General features: G+C 63.4%; 23 protein-coding genes. 14 read left to right on the forward strand and 9 right to left on the reverse strand.

Features of this window, described 5'->3' with window-relative positions:
- Window positions 1-21: 21 nt before the first annotated feature.
- The 5 genes from NKI67_RS13980 to NKI67_RS14000 all read left to right on the forward strand — a co-directional run bounded on the left by NKI67_RS13980 (window position 22) and on the right by NKI67_RS14000 (window position 5,772).
- Window positions 22-981, forward strand: a complete 960-nt coding sequence (locus tag NKI67_RS13980; RefSeq protein ID WP_023676048.1) for an ABC transporter permease — start codon at window positions 22-24, stop codon at window positions 979-981.
- The gene (locus NKI67_RS13985) at window positions 981-1,820 is read left to right on the forward strand and encodes an ABC transporter permease (protein ID WP_023676049.1); all 840 of its coding nucleotides are present in this window, start codon (window positions 981-983) and stop codon (window positions 1,818-1,820) included. The genes NKI67_RS13980 and NKI67_RS13985 overlap by 1 nt, the downstream gene beginning before the upstream one ends.
- Complete coding sequence (locus tag NKI67_RS13990) at window positions 1,817-3,565, forward strand: ABC transporter ATP-binding protein (protein WP_023676050.1); 1,749 nt, start codon at window positions 1,817-1,819, stop codon at window positions 3,563-3,565. The genes NKI67_RS13985 and NKI67_RS13990 overlap by 4 nt, the downstream gene beginning before the upstream one ends.
- 69 nt (window positions 3,566-3,634) lie before the next feature.
- Window positions 3,635-4,636, forward strand: a complete 1,002-nt coding sequence (locus tag NKI67_RS13995) for a serine hydrolase domain-containing protein (RefSeq protein ID WP_023676051.1) — start codon at window positions 3,635-3,637, stop codon at window positions 4,634-4,636.
- 5 nt (window positions 4,637-4,641) lie between these two features.
- A complete protein-coding gene (locus NKI67_RS14000; protein ID WP_031211590.1) occupies window positions 4,642-5,772 on the forward strand; it encodes an anhydro-N-acetylmuramic acid kinase in 1,131 nt (376 codons plus the stop codon).
- Here NKI67_RS14000 and NKI67_RS14005 read toward each other — a convergent pair whose 3' ends face one another.
- Window positions 5,773-6,201: a GNAT family N-acetyltransferase gene (locus tag NKI67_RS14005; RefSeq protein ID WP_023676053.1), complete on the reverse strand. Its 429-nt coding sequence runs from the start codon at window positions 6,199-6,201 to the stop codon at window positions 5,773-5,775.
- A gap of 49 nt (window positions 6,202-6,250) precedes the next feature.
- A complete protein-coding gene (locus NKI67_RS14010) occupies window positions 6,251-7,432 on the reverse strand; it encodes an MFS transporter (RefSeq protein ID WP_023676054.1) in 1,182 nt (393 codons plus the stop codon).
- Window positions 7,433-7,480: 48 nt separating this feature from the next.
- Between NKI67_RS14010 and NKI67_RS14015 the strand changes: the two genes are divergently transcribed.
- From NKI67_RS14015 to NKI67_RS14025, 3 genes are all read left to right on the forward strand, one after another.
- A complete protein-coding gene (locus tag NKI67_RS14015; protein ID WP_023676055.1) occupies window positions 7,481-8,020 on the forward strand; it encodes an Lrp/AsnC family transcriptional regulator in 540 nt (179 codons plus the stop codon).
- Window positions 8,021-8,159: 139 nt separating this feature from the next.
- A complete protein-coding gene (locus tag NKI67_RS14020; RefSeq protein ID WP_023676056.1) occupies window positions 8,160-8,699 on the forward strand; it encodes a dihydrofolate reductase family protein in 540 nt (179 codons plus the stop codon).
- Window positions 8,700-8,709: 10 nt separating this feature from the next.
- Window positions 8,710-9,627 carry a sigma-70 family RNA polymerase sigma factor gene (locus NKI67_RS14025; RefSeq protein ID WP_036238331.1) on the forward strand — a complete coding sequence of 306 codons (918 nt, stop codon included), beginning with the start codon at window positions 8,710-8,712 and terminating at the stop codon, window positions 9,625-9,627.
- A 75-nt stretch (window positions 9,628-9,702) separates the two neighbouring features.
- Here NKI67_RS14025 and NKI67_RS14030 read toward each other — a convergent pair whose 3' ends face one another.
- Genes NKI67_RS14030 through NKI67_RS14055 form a run of 6 tightly spaced genes read right to left on the reverse strand, consistent with a single transcriptional unit; the run spans window position 9,703 to window position 14,082 of the window.
- On the reverse strand, window positions 9,703-10,962 hold the full coding sequence (locus NKI67_RS14030) for an ABC transporter substrate-binding protein (protein ID WP_023676058.1): 1,260 nt from the start codon (window positions 10,960-10,962) through the stop codon (window positions 9,703-9,705).
- Between the two features lie 48 nt (window positions 10,963-11,010).
- Complete coding sequence (locus NKI67_RS14035) at window positions 11,011-11,439, reverse strand: DUF4440 domain-containing protein (protein ID WP_023676059.1); 429 nt, start codon at window positions 11,437-11,439, stop codon at window positions 11,011-11,013.
- An 8-nt stretch (window positions 11,440-11,447) separates the two neighbouring features.
- Window positions 11,448-12,503: an aldo/keto reductase gene (locus NKI67_RS14040; RefSeq protein WP_023676060.1), complete on the reverse strand. Its 1,056-nt coding sequence runs from the start codon at window positions 12,501-12,503 to the stop codon at window positions 11,448-11,450.
- Window positions 12,500-12,859 (reverse strand): TIGR04076 family protein, encoded by a 360-nt coding sequence (locus NKI67_RS14045; RefSeq protein ID WP_023676061.1) that lies wholly within the window; start codon window positions 12,857-12,859, stop codon window positions 12,500-12,502. Before NKI67_RS14045 ends, NKI67_RS14040 begins: the two co-directional genes overlap by 4 nt.
- Window positions 12,860-13,348 (reverse strand): DUF3830 family protein, encoded by a 489-nt coding sequence (locus NKI67_RS14050; RefSeq protein ID WP_031211593.1) that lies wholly within the window; start codon window positions 13,346-13,348, stop codon window positions 12,860-12,862.
- 5 nt (window positions 13,349-13,353) lie between these two features.
- Window positions 13,354-14,082 carry a GntR family transcriptional regulator gene (locus NKI67_RS14055; protein WP_023676063.1) on the reverse strand — a complete coding sequence of 243 codons (729 nt, stop codon included), beginning with the start codon at window positions 14,080-14,082 and terminating at the stop codon, window positions 13,354-13,356.
- A gap of 126 nt (window positions 14,083-14,208) precedes the next feature.
- Here NKI67_RS14055 and NKI67_RS14060 point away from each other — a divergent pair, with 126 nt between their 5' ends.
- From NKI67_RS14060 to NKI67_RS14085, 6 genes are all read left to right on the forward strand, one after another.
- Window positions 14,209-15,006, forward strand: a complete 798-nt coding sequence (locus NKI67_RS14060; RefSeq protein ID WP_023676064.1) for an ABC transporter ATP-binding protein — start codon at window positions 14,209-14,211, stop codon at window positions 15,004-15,006.
- Complete coding sequence (locus NKI67_RS14065; protein WP_023676065.1) at window positions 15,003-15,752, forward strand: ABC transporter ATP-binding protein; 750 nt, start codon at window positions 15,003-15,005, stop codon at window positions 15,750-15,752. The genes NKI67_RS14060 and NKI67_RS14065 overlap by 4 nt, the downstream gene beginning before the upstream one ends.
- A complete protein-coding gene (locus tag NKI67_RS14070) occupies window positions 15,749-16,657 on the forward strand; it encodes a branched-chain amino acid ABC transporter permease (RefSeq protein ID WP_023676066.1) in 909 nt (302 codons plus the stop codon). Before NKI67_RS14065 ends, NKI67_RS14070 begins: the two co-directional genes overlap by 4 nt.
- Complete coding sequence (locus NKI67_RS14075) at window positions 16,654-17,631, forward strand: branched-chain amino acid ABC transporter permease (protein WP_023676067.1); 978 nt, start codon at window positions 16,654-16,656, stop codon at window positions 17,629-17,631. The genes NKI67_RS14070 and NKI67_RS14075 overlap by 4 nt, the downstream gene beginning before the upstream one ends.
- A complete protein-coding gene (locus tag NKI67_RS14080; protein WP_023676068.1) occupies window positions 17,628-18,926 on the forward strand; it encodes an NAD(P)/FAD-dependent oxidoreductase in 1,299 nt (432 codons plus the stop codon). Before NKI67_RS14075 ends, NKI67_RS14080 begins: the two co-directional genes overlap by 4 nt.
- A gap of 112 nt (window positions 18,927-19,038) precedes the next feature.
- Window positions 19,039-19,185 (forward strand): hypothetical protein, encoded by a 147-nt coding sequence (locus NKI67_RS14085; RefSeq protein ID WP_352452379.1) that lies wholly within the window; start codon window positions 19,039-19,041, stop codon window positions 19,183-19,185.
- A 51-nt stretch (window positions 19,186-19,236) separates the two neighbouring features.
- Here NKI67_RS14085 and NKI67_RS14090 read toward each other — a convergent pair whose 3' ends face one another.
- A complete protein-coding gene (locus tag NKI67_RS14090) occupies window positions 19,237-20,073 on the reverse strand; it encodes a GNAT family N-acetyltransferase (protein WP_023676070.1) in 837 nt (278 codons plus the stop codon).
- Window positions 20,074-20,076: the final 3 nt, after the last annotated feature.

Below are 20,076 nucleotides of genomic sequence, written 5' to 3' on the forward strand. Positions count from 1 at the left end.
GGACGAGAGGATATTCTTCGCGTGAACTATCTGATGCGGCGACTGGCGACCTTCCCTCTCGTCCTGCTTGGCGTGTCCATCGTGGTGTTCCTGGCGATCCGGATGGTTCCGGGCGATTCGATCACGGCAATGCTGGGGACCGAAGCCGGCCTGCTGACGCCGCAGCAGCGCGATGCGCTTGCAGCTTATTTCGGCATCGACCAGCCCTGGTTCATCCAATACTGGCGCTGGCTGCTTGGTCTTTTCCAAGGTAATCTCGGCATTTCGTCCACCTATGGCAGGCCGGTGCTCGACGTCATCCTCGAGCATTTCCCGCTAACGTTGGAACTCGCCCTGCTGTCGATGGTCATCGCCCTGCTTGTCGGCATGCCGGCGGGGATCTTTGCCGCCACCCATAACGAAAAGCTGTCCGACCTCGGCGTGCGCGTTGTCGCAATGATCGGGCAGTCGACGCCGAACTTCGTCCTTGCCCTGCTGATCATCTACACGCTGTCGGCGGGGTTTGGCGTTTTGCCGGCGATGGGCGAGTTTTCGCCGCTGTGGCAGGATCCGCTGCGCAATCTCGGCCAGCTGTTGCTTCCTGCGATCACGCTTGGATTTGCCTTCGCGGCTTCGGTGACCCGCATATCGCGTTCGGCGATGCTCGATGTGCTCAGCGACGACTATGTCAGGACGGCGCGCAGCAAGGGCGTTTCGGCGCGCGGCGTCATCTGGCGGCATGCTTTGCCCAACGCGCTCATCCCGGTCGTGACGCTGAGCGGCATAGAGTTCGGCTACCTCCTGGGCGGAGCTGTCATCGTCGAGCAGATCTATGCGCTGCCCGGTCTCGGCCGCATGGTGCTGGATGCCATCCTGCAGCGCGACTACGCGCTGGTGCAGGGAAGCGTGCTGTTCATCGCCTTCAACTTCATGATCGTCAATCTCCTCGTCGACCTCGCCTATGTCGCGCTCGACCCGCGTATCCGGCTAAGCGAGCACTGATGGCGACATTGCGGGCTATATTTGCGCATCCCAGCGGCCGCATCGGCGGTGCGATCGTTGCGCTTTATCTGCTGCTTGCCGTGCTTGGCATGCTGGGGCTGACGCCGCACAATCCGCTGACGCAGCACCGGGTCGAACGGCTGCATGCGCCTGATAGCACCTACTGGATGGGCACGGACCTATTCGGCCGCGATGTCGCAAGCCGGCTGATGACCGGGATCGGCCAGTCCTTCATCGTGGCCTTCTTTTCGGTCGCCGTCGCGACACTGGCCGGCACCGTGCTCGGGCTGGCGGCAGCCTGGTTCGGGCGCCGCTGGGACGGCCTAGTGATGCGCATCATGGACGTTGTGCTGGCGTTCCCGGCGATCCTGCTGGCGCTGCTGATCGTCGCGGTTGCGGGACCGGGAACCTCGACCAGCGTCATTGCCATCGCCATCGTCTACACACCGATCTTCACGCGCGTCGTACGAGGTCCGGCTCTGTCGCTCAAGGCGCGCGAGTTCGTCGACGCGGCCCGCACGTTCGGCAGCAGTGCGGGCTATATCGTAACACGGCATCTGCTGCTCAATCTGGTGGCGCCACTGACGGTTCAGGTGACGCTGGCGCTGGCCTGGGCACTGCTGACCGAAGCCGGCTTAAGCTTCCTCGGGCTCGGCACGCAGCCGCCCGCCGCGTCGCTCGGCCTGATGCTGAGCGACAGCCGCAATCTGATGGAGACAGCTCCCTGGCTGATGATCTTCCCGGGCGTGGCGATCATGATCGGCATCCTCGGTTTCAACCTGCTCGGCGATGCGTTGCGCGATGTCCTCGACCCGAAGATGCGGAGATCGATCGCATGATCTCGCTGCTGTCCGTCAGCGGATTGCGCGTCGGCTTCGGTCGCAACCCGCAAGCCAATGAGGTCGTGCGCGGCGTCAGCTTCGATCTCGCCGACGGCGAAACGCTGGCCATCGTCGGCGAAAGCGGTTCGGGCAAATCGGTTACGGCGCTGTCGATCAATCGCCTTGTCGATTATGGCGGCGGCCGCATCACCGGCGGGTCGATCAAGCTGAGGCGGGCCGACGGCAGCACCTTCGACCTGACAGCCGCAGCCGAGCCGCAATTGACGAAGATCCGCGGGGGCGAAATCGGCATGATCTTCCAGGAGCCGATGACCTCGCTCAATCCGGTGCTGACCATTGGCTGGCAGATCGAGGAATCATTTCGCCTGCATCGCGGCCTGACCGGCCGGCGAGCGACGGCGGCGGCCAAGGACGCGCTCGACCGCGTGCGTATTCCGGACGCAGCGAGGCGGTTGAAATATACGCCCAACCAGCTGTCGGGCGGCATGCTGCAGCGGGTGATGATCGCCATGGCGATTGCGTGCAACCCGCGCCTGCTCATTGCCGACGAGCCAACGACGGCGCTGGATGTTACGGTGCAGGCGCAGATCATGGCGCTGCTCGCCGAGTTGAAGCAGGAAACCGGGATGTCGATGATCTTCATCACCCACGACATCGGTCTGGTTGCAGGCATCGCCGACAAGGTGATGGTGATGCAAGGCGGAGAAGCTGTCGAGCAGGGCGCATTGAACCAGATATTGGACGATCCGCAGCATCCCTATACGCGGCATCTGCTGCATGCGGTGCCGCATTTCGCCGGCGGCGGTGCGACACGCAGGGACGCGCAACGCGAAAAGCAAAAAGCTGCCGAGCCGGCGCTGAAGGTCGATGGCCTCGTGGTGCGATTTCCGGTCAAGGGTGGTTTTCTCAGCCGTACCAGCGGTGCCGTCCATGCCGTGGACGGTGTGGATTTCGAGCTAATGCCGGGCGAGACATTGGCGGTCGTCGGCGAGAGCGGTTCCGGAAAGTCCACCACCGCCCGCGCGATTCTGGGGCTGGTGCGCTCGACGCGCGGCACAATCTCGGCCAGCGCGCGCAAGGCCGCCGCCGGGCAGAGCGCCCTTCCCGTGCAGATGGTGTTCCAGAATCCCTATGGCTCGCTCAATCCCAGACTCACCGTCGAAAACCTCCTCGCAGAGCCGGTGATCGCTACCGGCGGACGGATAACTGCTGAAACGCGGGCGAAAATGGCAGCGCTGCTGAAACGCGTCGGCCTGCCGGAAAACAGCCTGCAGCGCTATCCGCACGAATTCTCCGGCGGCCAGCGGCAACGCCTGTGCATCGCTCGCGCGCTGATGCTCAATCCTTCGGTTATCGTCCTCGACGAAGCGGTTTCGGCGCTCGATGTGTCGGTGCAGGCCAGGGTGTTGAAGCTTTTGATCGAGCTGCAGCGTGAATTCGGGCTGGCCTATCTGTTCATCTCGCATGACATGGCTGTCGTCGAGCGGATCGCCCATCGCATCGCGGTCATCTATGCCGGCCAGATTGTCGAGATCGGCGATGCCAGATCGGTGCTCTCGGAGCCGAAGCACTCCTATACCAAACAGCTTATCGCGGCCGTTCCTACTATAGACCGGCGGCATGAACGTTTCGAGCTGGACACGCGCCAGGTCCCCTCGCTCGTGCGTCCGCTGGGGTTTGAGCCGGGCCCGGCCAATTGGCAGCAATTCGGGCCGGATCATAGAGCACGGGTGGAAGTGTGATGATTGTCGCCCAAGGATATGAAAGGCCGGAGGGACAGCCCCATCGCTGCCTTCCAAACGGAGGCGTAGTTGATCGACCATGATCTCTTCTCCCGCGCATTCGCCCCGCTCGAAGCGGCCGTGACCGCATCGCGCATTCCGGGCGGCGTGCTCGGCATAGTTGACGGGGACGGCGAACGCATCGTCCGGGCAATCGGCTCAGCCCAAGTCGTGCCCAAGATACGGCCGATGCATGTCGGGACATGGTTCGACCTGGCATCCCTGACCAAAGTCATCTTCACCACGTCGCGTATCCTGGCGCTGGCGGAAGAAGGCGTCGTCGACCTCGACGCGCCGCTGATTTCCGTCCTGCCCGACCTTCGCCAATATGACGAAAAAGCCTGGGAACGGAACGTAACGTTTCGCCAGTGTCTCGGCCATCAGACACCGTTTCCCGCCGTCGCGCCAATCTACACCTATGGGCGTGACCCCGAGCTGCTGCGCGCGTTCATCCTGCAGCGCGAATGGCAGGCTGGCGAGCCGGTCTATTCCGATATCAACTTCATCCTGCTCGGCTTCGTCCTGGAACGCCTGTCTGGCAAGACCATTCGCGACATAGATCCCGGTCCGGGCTTCGCGTTCTCCGCCGAACCGGATCAAGCGGCGGCGACCGAAGACTGCACATGGCGCCATCGCGTGCTCTGCGGCGAAGTCCACGACGACAATTGCTCGGCCTTGCAAGGTGCCGGTCACGCCGGCCTGTTCGGAACGGCGGCTTCGGTCCTCGACTTTGCGCAAGGGCTGCTGGACGGGACCGGCGCGTCGCAGCGTTCGATCGCGCTGATGCGCACGCCCTTGTCGGCAACCCGCACCCATGGCTGGGAGCGACCCTACGAAGGCTGGTCCGGCGGCCGGTTATGCAGCCCCGAAACCATCGGGCATACCGGCTTTACCGGTGTCGGGCTGTGGGTCGACTTCGACAAAGGCAGAGCCTGGACCTTGCTCACCAACCGGATCCATCCGACACGTCATTTCAACAGCGGGATCGCAGCGCTTCGCCAAGCGGTCGGCGATCTCGTCAACGGAGCCTGACAACCATGAATCCGAAAAATGGCGAACCCATGTGGGCCGTCGGCCTGATGACCGGCACCGTGCTGGACGGCAATATCGATGTCGCGCTGATCAAGACCGACGGCGAACGGATTGACGACTTCGGCATCTACACGCTGGCCCCCTACCCGCAGTCGATCCGGACCTTGCTGGAAGAGACGCTGCGGCAGGCAAGGAGCTGGAATTTCACAGGGCCGGAACCGGCAATCTTCCACGAGGCAGAGGAAGCGCTGACGCGCGCCCAGTCCGCGGCGGTCAAGGATCTTGTCGAAAGCCACGGGCTGACGATGGCCGATATAGGGGTCGTCGGCTTCCACGGCCAGACCGTGCTGCACCGTGCCCCGCAAGTGGGCCGACTGGGCCAGACCCGCCAGCTTGGCGACGGCGAGCTGATGCATGCCATCCTTGGCACCAGGGTCGCCTATGACTTCCGCTCGGCCGACATGCGCGCCGGCGGCCAGGGCGCGCCGCTGTCGGCCGCCTATCACGCCGCGCTGCTGCGCGAAGCCGACGCCACCGGCGACACGGCGGTGCTCAATCTCGGCGGCGTCGCCAACATCACCTGGTGGGACGGCACGGACAATGTTGTTGCCTTCGACACCGGGCCCGCCAACGCACCGCTGAACGATTTCATCAAATCGAAGGGGCTCGGCGAAATGGACCGCGACGGCGCCCTTGCCCGCGCCGGCACGGTCGACGAGGCACGGCTGGCCAAGCTCCTGCAGCATCCGTATTTGACCAAACCCTATCCGAAATCGCTGGACCGTTTCGATTTCGGCGCCTCGATGGCGGACGGAATGAACGCCGAGGATGGCGCAGCCCTGCTGACGGCCTTCACCGCGGCCGCCGTCGGCAAGGCGCTCGATCTTCTGCCGCGCCGGCCGAAGCGGCTGGTGGTCAGCGGTGGCGGTCGACACAACCCAACGATCATGGCCATGCTTGCCAGCCGCGCTGGCGTCGAAGCGGTTCCGGCCGAGGCGCTTGGCTGGAAGGGCGATGCGGTGGAGGCGGAGTGTTTTGCGTTCCTGGCAGTGCGCGTGCTCAGAGGCTTGCCGATCAGCTTCCCCAGTACGACCGGCGTGCCGCAGCCGATGCGCGGCGGACGCCTTGCCAGCTAACTAAGCCAACAATTTCTTCTGCAGGAAGATACGGCTGCGGCCAATGGGGAAATCGGCAAGCACGCCGAAGGGCAAATAGCCCTGGCGCTCATAGGCCTTGGCGGCCTTGGGATTGAACGTGTCGATCCAGGCGCCGTGACAGTCGCGCGCGATCGCCTCCCTCTCGGCCGCTTCGAGCATCCTGCCAGCCATGCGGTGACCGCGCAGTTTTTCATCGACCCAGAGCCATTGCACATAGAGCCAGCCCCAGGCTGTATATCCCGAGATGCCGGCGACAATAGCGCCGTGCTCATCGCGCACGAACACGGCCAATGCCTTCCTGCAGGAGGCGCCGACATCACTGTCGTTGAACGCCGCAAGCCGCTCTCCGAGAAAAGCCAGCTCGTGCGGCAAGGGATCGGCGGTTGTCTCGAGCGTTGTATTGTCCATCCACCAAGCATCTATCGAAGGACGGGACCGAGAAGCAAGCCTTGCTGCGCTATAGCTTCGGCGAACGCCACGCCGCTGCCGCAGCAGCGATTAGCATGAGCAAAGCTGCAATCACCGCCGATGCTGCAAAACCGAACGTGGAATAGAGCGGTCCGAACGCCGTGGTGCCGACGAACACCGCAAGATAGGTCACCGCGCTGTTCAAACCCATGATCGTGCCGCGACGCGCAGGGTCGAGCGCCGACAGGCGCATCACCAGGACGTTCAGCCCGAAATGATTGGCAAGGCCCCAGACGGCTATCACCGCTATGGTCAGATGAAAACTACTGCTTGCCGCGGCAATCACGACATAGACGACCGCGACAAGCAGATAGGCAAATGGCATGACACGCCGCGCGCCCAGGCGGTCGATAACGCCGTCAAGAAGTGCCGCCGCACCAAATCCGGCGCCATAAGCGAGCGCGGCCAGCCCGTTGGCGCTGACCGGCCGTCCCAAGCCATTGTGAAGGTGATCGCCAAGATAGCCATAGACACCGTAGAACGCGGTCATGAATGCGGCGCAGGCAACCAGAAGCGGCACTATGCCAGGGACGCTCAAGGCGCCCAGCGGCGTCGGCGCCGGGCCGCTCTTCCTGACATCGCTCAGCGACGTCAGCGCCAGGCTTGCCAATGCGAGTGCTGCGAGCACCGCGACCGCCGCGAAAACGGCGCGCCAATGCACCAGGTCGGCAAGTACGGCCGACAGCGAAACCCCGGCGACCATGCTCAGCGTCCAGCCGGTCAGCACGACGCCTATGGTGCCGCTTTCGCGGCCGGGCGGTGCAATCGCGGCTGAGCTGGCGTAGATTGCCGGCATGGCGACACCTGCAGCGATGCCGGCGAGAAGCTGGGCCGCGACCAGCGCCGTCACCGTCGGCGCAGCAGCGCTGGCGACGAGCGCTATCGCCAGCAGCAGCAACGCTCCTTGCAGCATGCGGCGGGCACCAAGCCGGTCGATATAGCGCGCCAGGAACAAGGCGCTTGCCGACGTCCCGAGCCCGAACGCGGCCGACGCGATCATAACCGCCGGCACGCTTGTGCCGAAGGACGCGGCCACCGCCGGCGCGATCGGACCGAGCACCAGCGAGTTCGAGCCGATCACGGCAATGCACCCCGTCAGCAGGTAAGCGAGTGCCGGGATTGGCGGCTTGGGGGCCGCTGCGAATGTAGCGACTTGATCAGTGTTCGACATATGGCAATAATGGCCGTATTAAATTCTGCATCAATCGGGAATTTTAATATGGATGAAGAAACAGATGGCATTCCGCAGAACAGGCCTGCCGCCCGCGATATCGATGCAACCGACCGAAAAATATTAGGCGTTCTGGTCGACGACGCCACGATCAGCTATGCCGAGCTCGGCGACCGCGTCGGCCTTTCACCGCCGGCAGCCCATGAACGCGTCAAGCGCCTCCGGCGCAGCGGCACCATCCGCAACACCGCGGCCATCATCGACCCCAAGGCGGTGCGCAAGCCGCTGCTCGCCTTCGTCCATATCGATACCAAGGGGTGGGGAAAGACGCCGGAGCTGATGGCGATCTCCGAGCACCCCGAAGTCGAGGAGATCCATTCGGTGGCCGGCGACACATGCATGCTGATCAAGGTCCGCACCGAGGACACGCGGGCACTCGAAGGCCTGCTGTCGCGCCTCTACGAAACGCCTGGCGTCACCTCGACCCGAAGCTATGTGGTCCTGTCGACCTATCTCGAGCGGCCAGTGCAGCCCGGGATAACGACGGAATGGCCGACCCCCCGGCATATGGCCAAGCCGCTTTATTAGCTCAAACGATTCTCACGCGTATCCAAAGTCGAACCGGAAACGTCTTAGGCACTGCATCCTGTGGTCATCCGTCGGGCCGGTTCGTTTGCGCCGGTTCTTGGATCCGACGGGATGCCTGTTGCGCAACCGGAGACACGCGATGAGAAAATTAATCGTAGGCAGCTTCATTTCGCTGGACGGCGTCATCGAAGCACCAATGGAATGGGCGTCACCGTTCTTCGACGAAGAGATGAAGGAACACTCCTATGAAAAGGCCGGCGAGGCGGATTTTTTCCTGCTCGGCCGCGTCACCTACGAAATGTTTTCGGCGCGTTGGCCGCAGGTCAAAGGCAGCAAGTACATGGATCGCATGAACGGGCTGAAGAAGCTCGTCGCGTCGCGCAGCCTCAAGGAAGTGAGCTGGAACGCGTCGCTGATCGAAGGCGACATCGCTGCCGAAATTGCCAGGATCAAGCAGCAGGCCGGCGGCAACATTTTGAAGTACGGAGTGAGCAATCTCGACCAGACGCTGCTCGCCAACAGGCTTGTCGACGAGTATCAGCTCTCGATCGTGCCGACCCGCGTCGGACATGGCAAACGCGCTTTCCAGGATGTCGACCCGTCCCTGGTCAGACTGGAGCTTATAGATACCCACCGTTTCAAGAACGGCGTCATTACGTTGACCTATGTCCCGCTATGATCCGTATGCCATGAAGATGCAGCCAAGACTTGACCCGACCGGGCTTTTCGACGTCCGCTACGCCGGTTTTCTGGAGACAGTCGCGCATTTGCGTGGACGGCTGCACCGCTACTGTGCACGCATGACCGGTTCAACGCTCGACGCCGAAGACGTGATGCAAGAGGCGCTGTTCGAGGCCTATCGGAAGATCGAGAAGCTGGACGATGCGAGTGCTCTTCGCCCCTGGCTTTTTCGCATTGCACATAATCGCTGCATCGATTTTCTGCGAAGCCGGCAGGTGCGTCAGCATGCGGAGGCCAATTTCGCCGAAGACGAGATCATCCTGCCGGTCGAGCCGGCGGGCCAGGGCGCGGATCGCGCGATCGAACGGCTGGTGATCCACCTGCCGCCCAAAGAACGCGCCTGCGTCCTGCTCAAGGACGTCTTCGACTATTCGCTGGAAGAGATCGCCGACCTCGTCGGCTCGACCGTGGGCGGCGTCAAGGCTGCGTTGAGCCGTGGCCGTTCGAAATTGGCCGCCTTGTCAGGCGACCCAATCGTCCGTTCGGAGCCCCAACGCGATCCGGAATTCCTGGAATTGCTCAGCCGCTATGTCGAACTGTTCAACCGCCGCGATTGGGATGGGGTACGGGCGTTGACCAGCGCCGACGCACAATTGCGTGTCGCGGATTGCTTCAAGGGCAGGCTGTCGGAATCACCTTACTTCGTTGAATATGAAAGAGCCTCGACGACCTGGAAAATGGCGGTTGGCGAGATCGATGGCCAGGCGGTGCTGCTAGTGCTCCACCATGGCGAAAACGGTTGGAAGCCGGCCCATCCGGTTCGGATCGAAGCCGCCGGCGGGACCATAAATCGCATCGCCGATTACTATGCCTGCCCTTGGATCATGCCGGCGGCAGGTGCGGTGGTCGTTTCCAGGCCGGCCTAACCAGCGGCAGGACATGCAAGTGGCCGGCATCAACCTCATTGAAATGGGATCGACGCCGGACAAGACATAGGCGGCTTACTGAAGCTTCGCCTGCAGGGCGTTGACGTCATCCGTCGTCATTTCGCCGTCGGTCGTCACCTTGCCATCGACGATCTTCCAGAGGCGGAACGGGCCGGTGATGTCGCCGTATTTGTCGAAGGCGACCGGGCCGATGACGCCTTTGTAGCGGATCGGCTTGCCATCCTTGATCAGGCCGAGCGCCTTGGCGAACTCGTCCTTGCCGGCATAGATCGGCGTGCCGGCCGGGTCGACCGCCTTGTACATCGCGTCCTTGATCTTGGCCGGATCCTCGGAGCCGGCAATGGCGATGGCCAAGCCGACGATGGCGCCGGCATCATACGACCGGTCGGCCGCCGGGTTCGACGGTTCGATGCCCGAAAATTCCTTGTAGTTCTTGGTGAAATACTCGGTCGATGCGGTCGGACTGGTGCCGGAGGAAGTGCCGTACGCATCCTTCAGGTAATCCGCGCCAACGGATTCGATGAAGTCCGGGCTGTTCATGCCGTCATTGAGCAGGAATTTCTGGACACCGCCCTGCGAAATCCAGGTGCGGGCGATGGTTGCGCCGTCGACAGGCGTGCTGACGAGATAAAGCCCGTCGGGCTCGCCAGCCATCGCCGCCGTCACTTCCGAGGCATAGCTCGACTGCTTTTCATTGTAGGGCGTGTCGGAGACAATGGTGCCGCCGAGTGCCTTATAGGCGCGCGAAAATTCCGCCACCATGTTGACGCCGAAGTCGTTGTTGACGTGGATGACCGACAGCTTCTTGAAGCCTTTGTCGATGGCATATTTGGCGGCAGCGACGCCCTGCAGCGCATCAGATGTGATGGTGCGGAAGAAGATGCCGTTGGTCTTGCCGTCGCGCCCGAGCGCCGTCAGCGTCGGCGACGAGGAAGCAGGCGACACCTGGACTATCTTGGCCGGAGCGGTGACCGAGGTCAGGATCGGGATCGACACCGAGGAGATGATGCCGCCGATGATCACCGGCACCTTCTTGACCTGCACGAGCTGCGTCGCGGCGTCGACCGCAATGTTGCCCTGGCTCTGGCTGTCGCGCGTGTCGGTCGCGAGATCGCAGCCGCGGACGCCGCCCGCATCGTTGATGTCGCGGAAGGCCATCTCGACCGATTTGGCGCCGGCCTGGCCGTACTCGCCGGCCGGGCCTGTCAGTTCCATGACGAGGCCGACGGTGATCTTGCAATCGGCGGCTTGCGCTGCGCCGGCCGCTGTCAGCAGTGCGAGCGCGGTGGTGATCTGAAGTATGGTCTTTTTCATTGTTGTTCCCCTTTCGTTACACGACTCTCATTGATGTCTTGAGCCTGTTCAGCCTTCCGGCATCTGCAGCCAGGTTTCATGCAGATGTCGCCATTCGACGCCGTTGGGCGCCGATGAACTGGTGGTGAAAACGGCACTCGAGCGGCGGCGGCTATGTTTGCCGGCGCGCTGCTGCGCTTCGATGTAGCTGACGACGATCGTGTCGCCTTGTTGCCAGCCGGCCCGGATTTCCTCGATCGAGATGGTGAAATCGCCGTCACAAGTGGCGCGGCTTGCCCTGACATGGTCGAGCACCGCGTCACGATCGAGGACCTGGCCATCCGGCACAACCATGCAGAAGCCTTCGCCCATGACGCGTTCGAAGCGCCTGAAATCTGCATTGTCCGCACTCGCCGCATTGAACCAGTCGACGAAGAAGCGGTGGAGATCGACCACCTCGGCGCTGGCGCGGGAAAGCAAGGAGGGCTTTTCGTCCATGGCCGCGTTCATTTCCTGCCTGCATTCAAATTGTAATGCATGATCGAGCCGTGGCGGCCGTGACGGTCGCGTTCCAATGTGTAGACGTCGCCCAGCGGCCCACGGCTTTGCGCGATCACGGCAGCGATCCTCGCCCGGTCGTCGGCATCGAGCGCGACGTCCATGATTCTGGCATTGGCAAGGGCGTGCGCCTGGTTGCGGGCGCCGACGATGACGGCCGCCACTTGCGGCTGCTCCAGCACCCAGGCGCTGGCGATGGTGGCGATATCGACGCCGTGGCGGTCGGCGACGGCCTTCAGTGTGCGAAGCAACTCCTGGAAAAGCTCCCAGCCACCAAAGTCGTCAATGATCAGCTTGTATTTGACCAGCGATCGGTTTTCGAGCGGCGTCTGCGGCTCGGCAGCGCTAAGCCATTTTTCGCTGAGGAAGCCGCCCGCCACCGAACCGTAGCAGAGGAAACTGACGCCGTGCCGGCTGGCGAGCGCTGCAAGTCTGTTGGCTGGCCGCTGGTCGAGCACCGAGTATTGCAATTGCTGGCTGACCAGCGGCACACCGGCGGCCAGGATCTCGGCCAACCGCGGCGTGTCGAAGTTCGTGGTGCCGATGTTGCGCACCTTGCCTTCCCTGCGGATTTCGTTGAGCCAGCCCATCGCTTCGACGTAGCCGGGCAGCGCATAGTCCCACCAGTGGAACTGCACGAGATCGAGCCGCTCGGTCTTCAGCCGCCGCAGCGACTGCTCGACGATGCCTCTGATGTAGTCGCGGCTGATATTGGAAAGCCTTTCCAGGTCAGGCACCAGCTTGGTGTGCACCTTCATTTTGGTGGCAGCGTCGAGGCCACGCTCATTGGCAAGGCGCAGGCGCGCCGCGCCGATCAGCTCTTCGACACCGGTATAGATATCGGCGCAATCATAGGTCCTGATGCCGGCGTCGAAGGTGGCGATCAGGTCAGTTACCGCCTGTTGGCGGTCGATCGCGCCGTGCCCGCCGGCAAGCTGCCAGCCGCCGCGAATAACGCGCGAGATCGTGTAGCCGGGGCTGAGCTCGAAAGCCTTGGCGGTCATCTCCGGTCATTCTCCTTCGGCAGCGGCACCGCCGTCGTTTCGGCATGGCTGAACCGCCGCTTGCCGGTCCTGACGATCCGGAGCCGGCTGGCACAATTGGGATCCGGACAAGCGATCTCGGCGTCCGACGTCATCCAGTCGTTCCTGTGGGTCGGGCGCTGCTTTGCGGCCAGAAGCGGCAACACTGCCGCAATGGAATAGATCGAGAAACCTTGCCCCGCCGGCATCGACAGCATCTCGCCGTTCAACTCGAAATAGTCGCCGGGCTTGGCGCCGCAATAGATCGGCTTGCCCTCGGGGATAACCGCCTCGACGCGAAGGTCGAAGAGTTCGAAACTGTCGTCGGTCTCAGCCATTCAGATCTCCACCCGGGTGAAGGTGATGTCGCAGGCACCGTTGCGGCGGATCACGCCACAAGCGGCTGCGAATTTATCGCGATCCTCAGGCACCACCTGCGCGACGACGCTTCCGGCAAGCCAGCCGATCGGGAACAGCAGGCGTGCACCCGCTCCGTAGAACAGGCCGACGTCAAAGATGGCATTCGGGTTGCCGCCCCACATGCGCGGCGGCACGTAGGACAACACGATGTCGCCCGGCTGCGGCGTCAGCGTTGCGTTCTCCGCTGGCAAGGGCCTGGCATAGGTTTGGCCCTCAAGTTCGGCTGATGGAACCGGGCAGGAGATTTCCGGCCCCGTCCACATAGCATGGATGCCGGCAACGACGCGCGGCTGCTCGAGATACGCCAGCAGGAAGGCAGCGTTGTCGGGCGCCTTTTCAGGCAACAGCAGCGCGGTCACGGAAAGCATCGAGTGTGGCTCGGTGATGTTGATGCCAGGCACCGTCATGCCCTCTATCCTTCTTTGCTTGTGGATTGGAGCTTGTCGCGCAGAAAGGCGAAGGGCCGGCTGATGTCGGCCACCAGCGCCTCGCGCGCCGCTTGCGCATCCTGCCTGGAAAGCGCTGCGACGATGCTGCGGTGGTAGTGGGCCGTATCGACCTCGCCGGCGTCGGAGAAGGCGTAAATGGCAACGCGGATGCAAGGCCCGGATTGCAACCACAGGCTCTCGATCATCGGGATCAGCACGGCGGAACCGCAGCAACGGTAGATCTCGAAATGGAAGCTCTGGTTGAGCGTGGCCTCGCGGTCGATATCCTTCTTGTGCTTCAGCGCCCGCATCTCGTCCCACTCGCCGAGCATGGCTTCGACCGAAGCGATCTGGCGCGGGTTCATGCGCGTGGCGGCCAGGGCGATCGCTTCGCCCTCGATCAGGGAGCGGGCCCGCAAGAGGTCGTCGATGCGCTCCAGCGTGATCGGCGGCACGCGCACTGAGCGGTTGGGAAGCGCCTCCAGCGCCTTCTCGGTGATCAGCCGTCCGAGCGCCTCGCGCACCGGCATGGTGCTGGTGACCAGCGCGTCGGCGAGGCCGCGGATGGTCAGAACCTGGCTCGGCTCGAAAAGACCGCCGATCAAGGCGCGGCGCAGCTCCGAATAGACGCGATCCTGCACGGTCTCGCGGCCGACCGGCGTAAGCTGGGCTGCGATCATCTCATTGTTCTTTTCGATGGCGGCCTTCTGCATAGGCAATCCCGGTCTTGGCCGTTTTCGGCTTGCGGAAGAAATTAAAGCCGAATAGCGTGATCAAAGCAAGCGTGATCACAAATCAAATCATAGGCGACGAAGATCGCTTTTCGGCCAGAGGAATTGATGAGCGACACGACGGAACGGCAGGAGGAGATCCGTACGCCGGTCCTCACGGCCAGGAACGTCCTCAGACGCTTCGGCGGCCTGGTCGCGGTCAACAATGTCTCGTTCGACGTCCGGCCGGGCGAAATACTTGGCCTTATCGGCCCGAACGGCGCCGGCAAGACCACGATGTTCGACCTGCTCGCCGGCAGCATTCTGCCGACCAGCGGCGAAATCCTCCTCAACGGCGTATCGGTGTCGGGGGAAGCTGCCCATCGCCGCATTGGCCGCGGCCTTGGCCGCACGTTCCAGATCCCCCGGCCCTTGCCTAACCTGACGCTGATCGAAAACGTTATGCTGGCCGCGCAAGGGCAGGCCGGAGAAAAACTGCTCGCCAATTTCCTGACGCCCCGGCGGGTCGCTGCCGAAGAAAGGGCTGCCGAGACAAGAGCCGTCGAACTGCTCGAGCTCGTCACGATCGCTCACCTCGCGCGCGAACCTGCGCGCGTGCTTTCAGGCGGCCAGCGCAAGCTGCTCGAACTGGCCCGCGTGATGATGGCCGACCCGGCGATCATCCTGCTCGACGAGCCGGCGGCCGGGGTCAACGCAACCCTGCTCGAGATCATTATCGACCGCATCCGCGACATCAATGCGCGCGGCATCACCTTCCTGCTGATCGAGCACAATATCGACATGGTGACGCGGCTTTGCCACCGCGTGCTGGTCATGGCGAGCGGGCAGCTTCTGTGCGAAGGCACCCCGGAGGAGGTGGCGCGCGACCCGCGCGTCATCGAGGCCTACCTCGGAGGCACGGCATGAGCCAAAAGGTACTCGATGTCCGCGATCTCGAAGCCGGCTACGAGCCTGGCGTTCCGATCGTGCGCGGCGCTTCGATCACCGTCGACCAGGGCGAGATCGTCGTCGTTCTCGGTCCCAACGGCGCCGGCAAGTCGAGCCTTATCAAGGCCATCGCCGGCCTTGTCCCGATCACCGGCGGCACGGTGCTGCTGGACGGCAAGAATATCACGGCGTCGCCCGCTCACATCATGGTCCGCCTTGGCCTTGCCTTCGTGCCACAGACAGAGAACATCTTCCCGCTGATGTCGGTCGAGGACAATCTCAGGGTCGCCTGCGGCATCCTGAGGCCGCGCGAGGTCCCAGCCCGCATCGAGGAAATGTATGCGGCCTTTCCCGATCTTGCCCGTCAGCGCAGAACGGCCGCGGGCAATCTGTCGGGTGGACAGCGGCAGATGCTGGCCGTCGCCCGGGCGTTGATCGTCCATCCCAAGGTGCTGGTGCTCGACGAGCCGTCGGCCGGCCTGTCGCCGAAATTCGTGGCGATGGTGCTCGAGATGCTGGCCGGCATCCGAAAGTCCGGCGTCACCATTCTGCTGGTCGAACAGAACGCCAAGGCAGCGCTTGCCATTGGAGACCGCGCCTATGTGCTGGTCGAGGGCAAGGAGCGGCACCAGGGCGTCGCCTCCGAGCTCTGGAACGACCCGGTCGTCGCTGAACTCTATCTTGGCCAGCGCCGCCTCGACCTTGGACAAGGAAGCGCGGCATGAACCTGCAATTCGTCGTCGACGGACTGCTGGCAGGGTCGATGATCGGCCTCGGCGCCATCGGCGTGACACTCACCTATTCGATCCTGCGCTTCTCGAACTTCGCCCATGGCGACTTCATGGCCTGGGGCGCCTATGCGACGCTCGCCGTGGTTGGCGCCATTGGCGCGATTTTCGGCAAGATCGCGCCGATCGCGCCCCTCTCCTTCGGTTGGCCGCTGATCGTCGCGCTCATCATCGGCATGGCGGCCACCGGCCTGCTGGCGCTGGCGCTCGACATGGTGCTGTTCGCGCGGCTGCGGGCCAAGGGCCAGGCGATCATCGTGGTGATGGCGAGCTTCGGCGCCTCGATGGCGCTGAGAAGCCTGCTCGAATTCATCTTCACCTCGCGTCCGACCTATTTCAGCCGGGCGATCCAGATCGCCATGCCGATAGGTTTCGGCATCCGCATCACCCCGGACCAGATCGCGCTGCTGCTGCTGACCGCCGTGCTGGTGCTCGGCGTGCATCTCCTGATGACGCGGACCCAGACCGGCCGCTCGATGCAGGCATTGAGCCAGAACGCGGCACTTGCCCGCATCGTCGGCATCGACGTCGCCAGGGTGGTGCGCGTCACCTGGATCATCGGCGGCGCGCTGGCCTGCGTCGCCGGCGTCATGATCGGCATTCTCATCCAGATCCGCCCGTTCATGGGTTTCGAGATGCTGCTGCCGATGTTCGCGGCCGCCATCCTCGGCGGCATCGGCAGCGTGCCCGGCGCCGTTCTCGGCGGCCTGATCATCGGCATGGCCGAAGCGGCTGCCGTGCAATTGATCGGCGCCGAATGGCGGGCAGCCGTCTCGTTCATCATCCTGATGGCGGTGCTGTTCGTGCGGCCCATCGGCCTTTTCGGAGTGAGGGAACGCTGATGGATCTGCTCGGCTACGGCGCCTTCTTCCTGACCACCGCGCTGATCTTTTCGCTCATCACGCTCGGGCTCAATCTGCAATGGGGGCTGACCGGGCTTTTCAATGTCGGGGTCGCCGGCTTCGTTGCCATCGGCGCCTACACCTCGGCGCTGCTGACCACGCCCGACGATGCCGCGCGCCTGGGCGGCTTCGACCTGCCGATCCTTATCGGCTGGCTTGGCGCCATGCTGTTGGGCGGCGTCGCCGCCGCCATCACCGGCATTGCCACGCTACGTCTGAGATCGGACTATCTGGCGATCACTACTTTCGGCGTCGCCGTCGTCGTGCAACTGGTAGCGCTCAACGCCCAGAAGCTGACCGGCGGGCCGTTCGGCATCGGCTTCATTCCGCGTCCGTTCGGCGGTCTTGCCGAAACGCCTTTGCTGTTCAACCTTTCGAACCTTGCGATCGTCTCGGTGGTGACGCTGATCGTCTATCTCGCGCTGGAGCATCTGTCGCGCAGCCCGTGGGGGCGCGTGTTGAAGGCGCTTCGCGAGGATGAGCGGGCCGCCATATCCCTAGGCAAAAGCGCACGGTTCTACCGCGTTCAGGCCTTTGCCGTCGGTGGCGCCATCATGGCGCTTGCCGGTGCGCTGCAGGCGCATTTCACCGGCTTCATCGCCCCGGACAATTATTTGCCGGCGCTGACTTTCCAGGTCTGGGTGATGCTGATCGTCGGTGGCTCGGGCAGCAACATCGGCGCCGTCATCGGCAGCATCCTGGTCTGGGCGATATGGGCCGGATCGGGAGCCTTGACCAGTATGTTGTTCTCGCCCGAACAACAGGCCCGCGCCGCTTCGCTGCAGATCGTCGCCATCGGCGTGATGCTGTGCGTCATCCTTCTGGTCAGGCCGAACGGCCTGTTTGGCGACAGGCCGCGGCGCCCAAGGTTCGGCAAGCGTGCACGCGTGGCCCCGAGCGAGAGCGGCTCATGAACGCTGTGACCCGGCCGCACGGCGTTTCCCTTTGGCATGCCGTCAGCCGCAGTCGCCGCCACCGGCCCGCCCTCGAAGGCGCACTCGATGTCGATCTGGCAATTGTCGGCGGCGGGTTTTCAGGCCTTTCCACCGCGCTGCACAGTGCCGAGAAAGGCATCTCGGTTGCCGTCCTCGAGGCGGAAATCATCGCCTGGGGGGCAACCGGCAGGAATGCCGGCTTCGTCGTGCCGAATTTCGCGAAAAGAGACCCCGACGATATCATTGCCCAGCTCGGGCCCGAACGCGGCGAACGCCTTGTCGATTTCGCCGCCGGCAGCGCCGACCTCGTCTTCGACCTGATCAGGCGGCATGCCATCGAATGCGATGCCGTCCAGAGCGGCTGGATACAACCAGCCCATTCACCGGCCGCTTTGCAAAAGACCAGATCGCGCGCCGAACAATGGGCACCACGCGGAAGGCCGGCCGTTGCGCTGGATAGACAGGCGGTCGAAGAGCTGACCGGCGTTCGCGGTTATCTCGGCGGCTGGATCGACAGATCGGGTGGCGTCCTCAATCCGGTCGAATATGCGCGCGGATTGGCCGACGCGGCGGAAAAGGCCGGAGCGCGCATCTTCGAGCATACGCGTGTCGCGTCGATCGATCACATAGGCGATGGTTGGGCTTTGAAGACGGCCTCCGGTTCGGTACGCGCAGGAAAGGTGCTGGTCGCCACCAACGCCTATGGCGGAGCGCTGGATCGCACGTTGCAGCGAACCTATTTCCCGCTGAAAATCTTCCAGATCGCGACAGCGCCGCTGCCGCGCGAAATACGCACTCGCCTGCTTCCTGGCGGGCAAGGCGTCGGCGACACAAGACGCAATCTCTTCACCTTCCGCTTCGACGGCGAAAACAGGCTGATCACCGGCGGCATGCATGTTTTTGGCCCCGGTGCCGACACGCGGGTGCCGCGGGCGATCTGGCGGCGGCTGGCGAAGCATCTCGATCTCCCGGACATCCCGCCGCTTGAATACAGCTGGTCGGGGATGGCTGCCGTCGAGCCCGACTTCCTGCCGCACCTCGTCGATCTCGGCCCCGGCCTGATTGCGGGCTTTGCCTGCAATGGGCGCGGCATCGCCATGACGACTGCCATGGGCAAGGTGCTTGCCGACTGGGCGAGCGGAACAAAGCCTCAGGATTTGCCGCTGCCGTTTGGACCGCCGTCGCCGATCCCGCTCCACAGTCTGATGCGGCATGCGCCAAACATGCTGCTCCCCTGGAGCATGCTGCGCGACCGGCTGGATGGGGTAGGCTAGCTCGCCCTCGCTGCGCGCGTAGGATACCAAGGCTGATCGACGGCGCGTGTCCGTCCGCCGTCCTGATACCGAACCGCTAGACTCGCTCAAATCATGTTGTTAACGACAGCGGATGAAGCAGAACTATCTTTATCTCATCATCGGCGCTTTGGCCGTCGCCGTTATTGCGTTGGGGATTTACGTTTATCGCGAGGAGACTAGGCCGAAAGGCGTGGAACTTCGCATCGACGATTCCGGCATTTCAGTTCAGGAAAAATAGACCGCGTAGTCCTGTTGCCCGGCTTTGCACTGGAAGTCGGCTTGTACCGCCTCACCCCAACTCCAACGTCGTTATCGCAAAAACTCCGGACTGCTTGAGCTGCGGCGCCTTTCCCTTGTACATCCGAGCCGTCTCGAAGCCCGGTTGAAGGCCTGCGGACGACAGCAAGTCTGCAAATTGCCGGCTGGTTTCGGGAACGTCGAGATGGACGTTTCCGGGACCGGACATGTGCGCGAGCGCGGCGAAGAGATGGCTTGCCGCGTCCAGGCTGTCGGCAAAGAGCGGGCCGATCTTGCAGCCGTCCCGGCATTGGCGCGCGACGCCGTATCCCGCAATGGCGCCGTGCTTGAGGATGGCAAGCGCCATATGCGGCGGGCGCAGCCAGTGTTCCAGGAAGGATCGCCTCGGGCCGGGAAAGAAGCAGCGGTCATAGTCCAGTATGTCCGGCACGAGTTCCGGCCCTATGGCGCGAATGTCGTTGCCGACGGCTGCCGGGACATTCGGTGACCCCATGAACCGGATCGTCCGGTAGGCCGGTGCAAAACCCATGCTGCGGTAGTTGGCCTGCTGTTCGACGACACCGTCGAGGCCGATCGTGCGCTTGCCGAGCCGCGCCGTGCCGGCATCCCAAACGACCTTGCCATGGCCTTGGCCACGCCTGTCCGGCCGGCAGATGTAGAGGCCGATGAAGCCGAAACCGTCGCCATAGGCGACGGCCGAAATGCCGGCCGCCATCTCGCCATCGATAAAGGCGCCGATGAAGCCCTGCGGGTCGGCTGCCTGAAACAGCGCGGCATCGTTAAGGCCGGGATTCCAGCCTTCCGCCGCCGCCCAATCGACAAAGGTTTGCACTTCTTCACGTGCGAGCGTTCGGATCGTTCGGGGCATTGC

Source organism: Mesorhizobium sp. M0408 (assembly GCF_040321495.1).
In the GTDB taxonomy this organism is placed as follows: domain Bacteria; phylum Pseudomonadota; class Alphaproteobacteria; order Rhizobiales; family Rhizobiaceae; genus Mesorhizobium.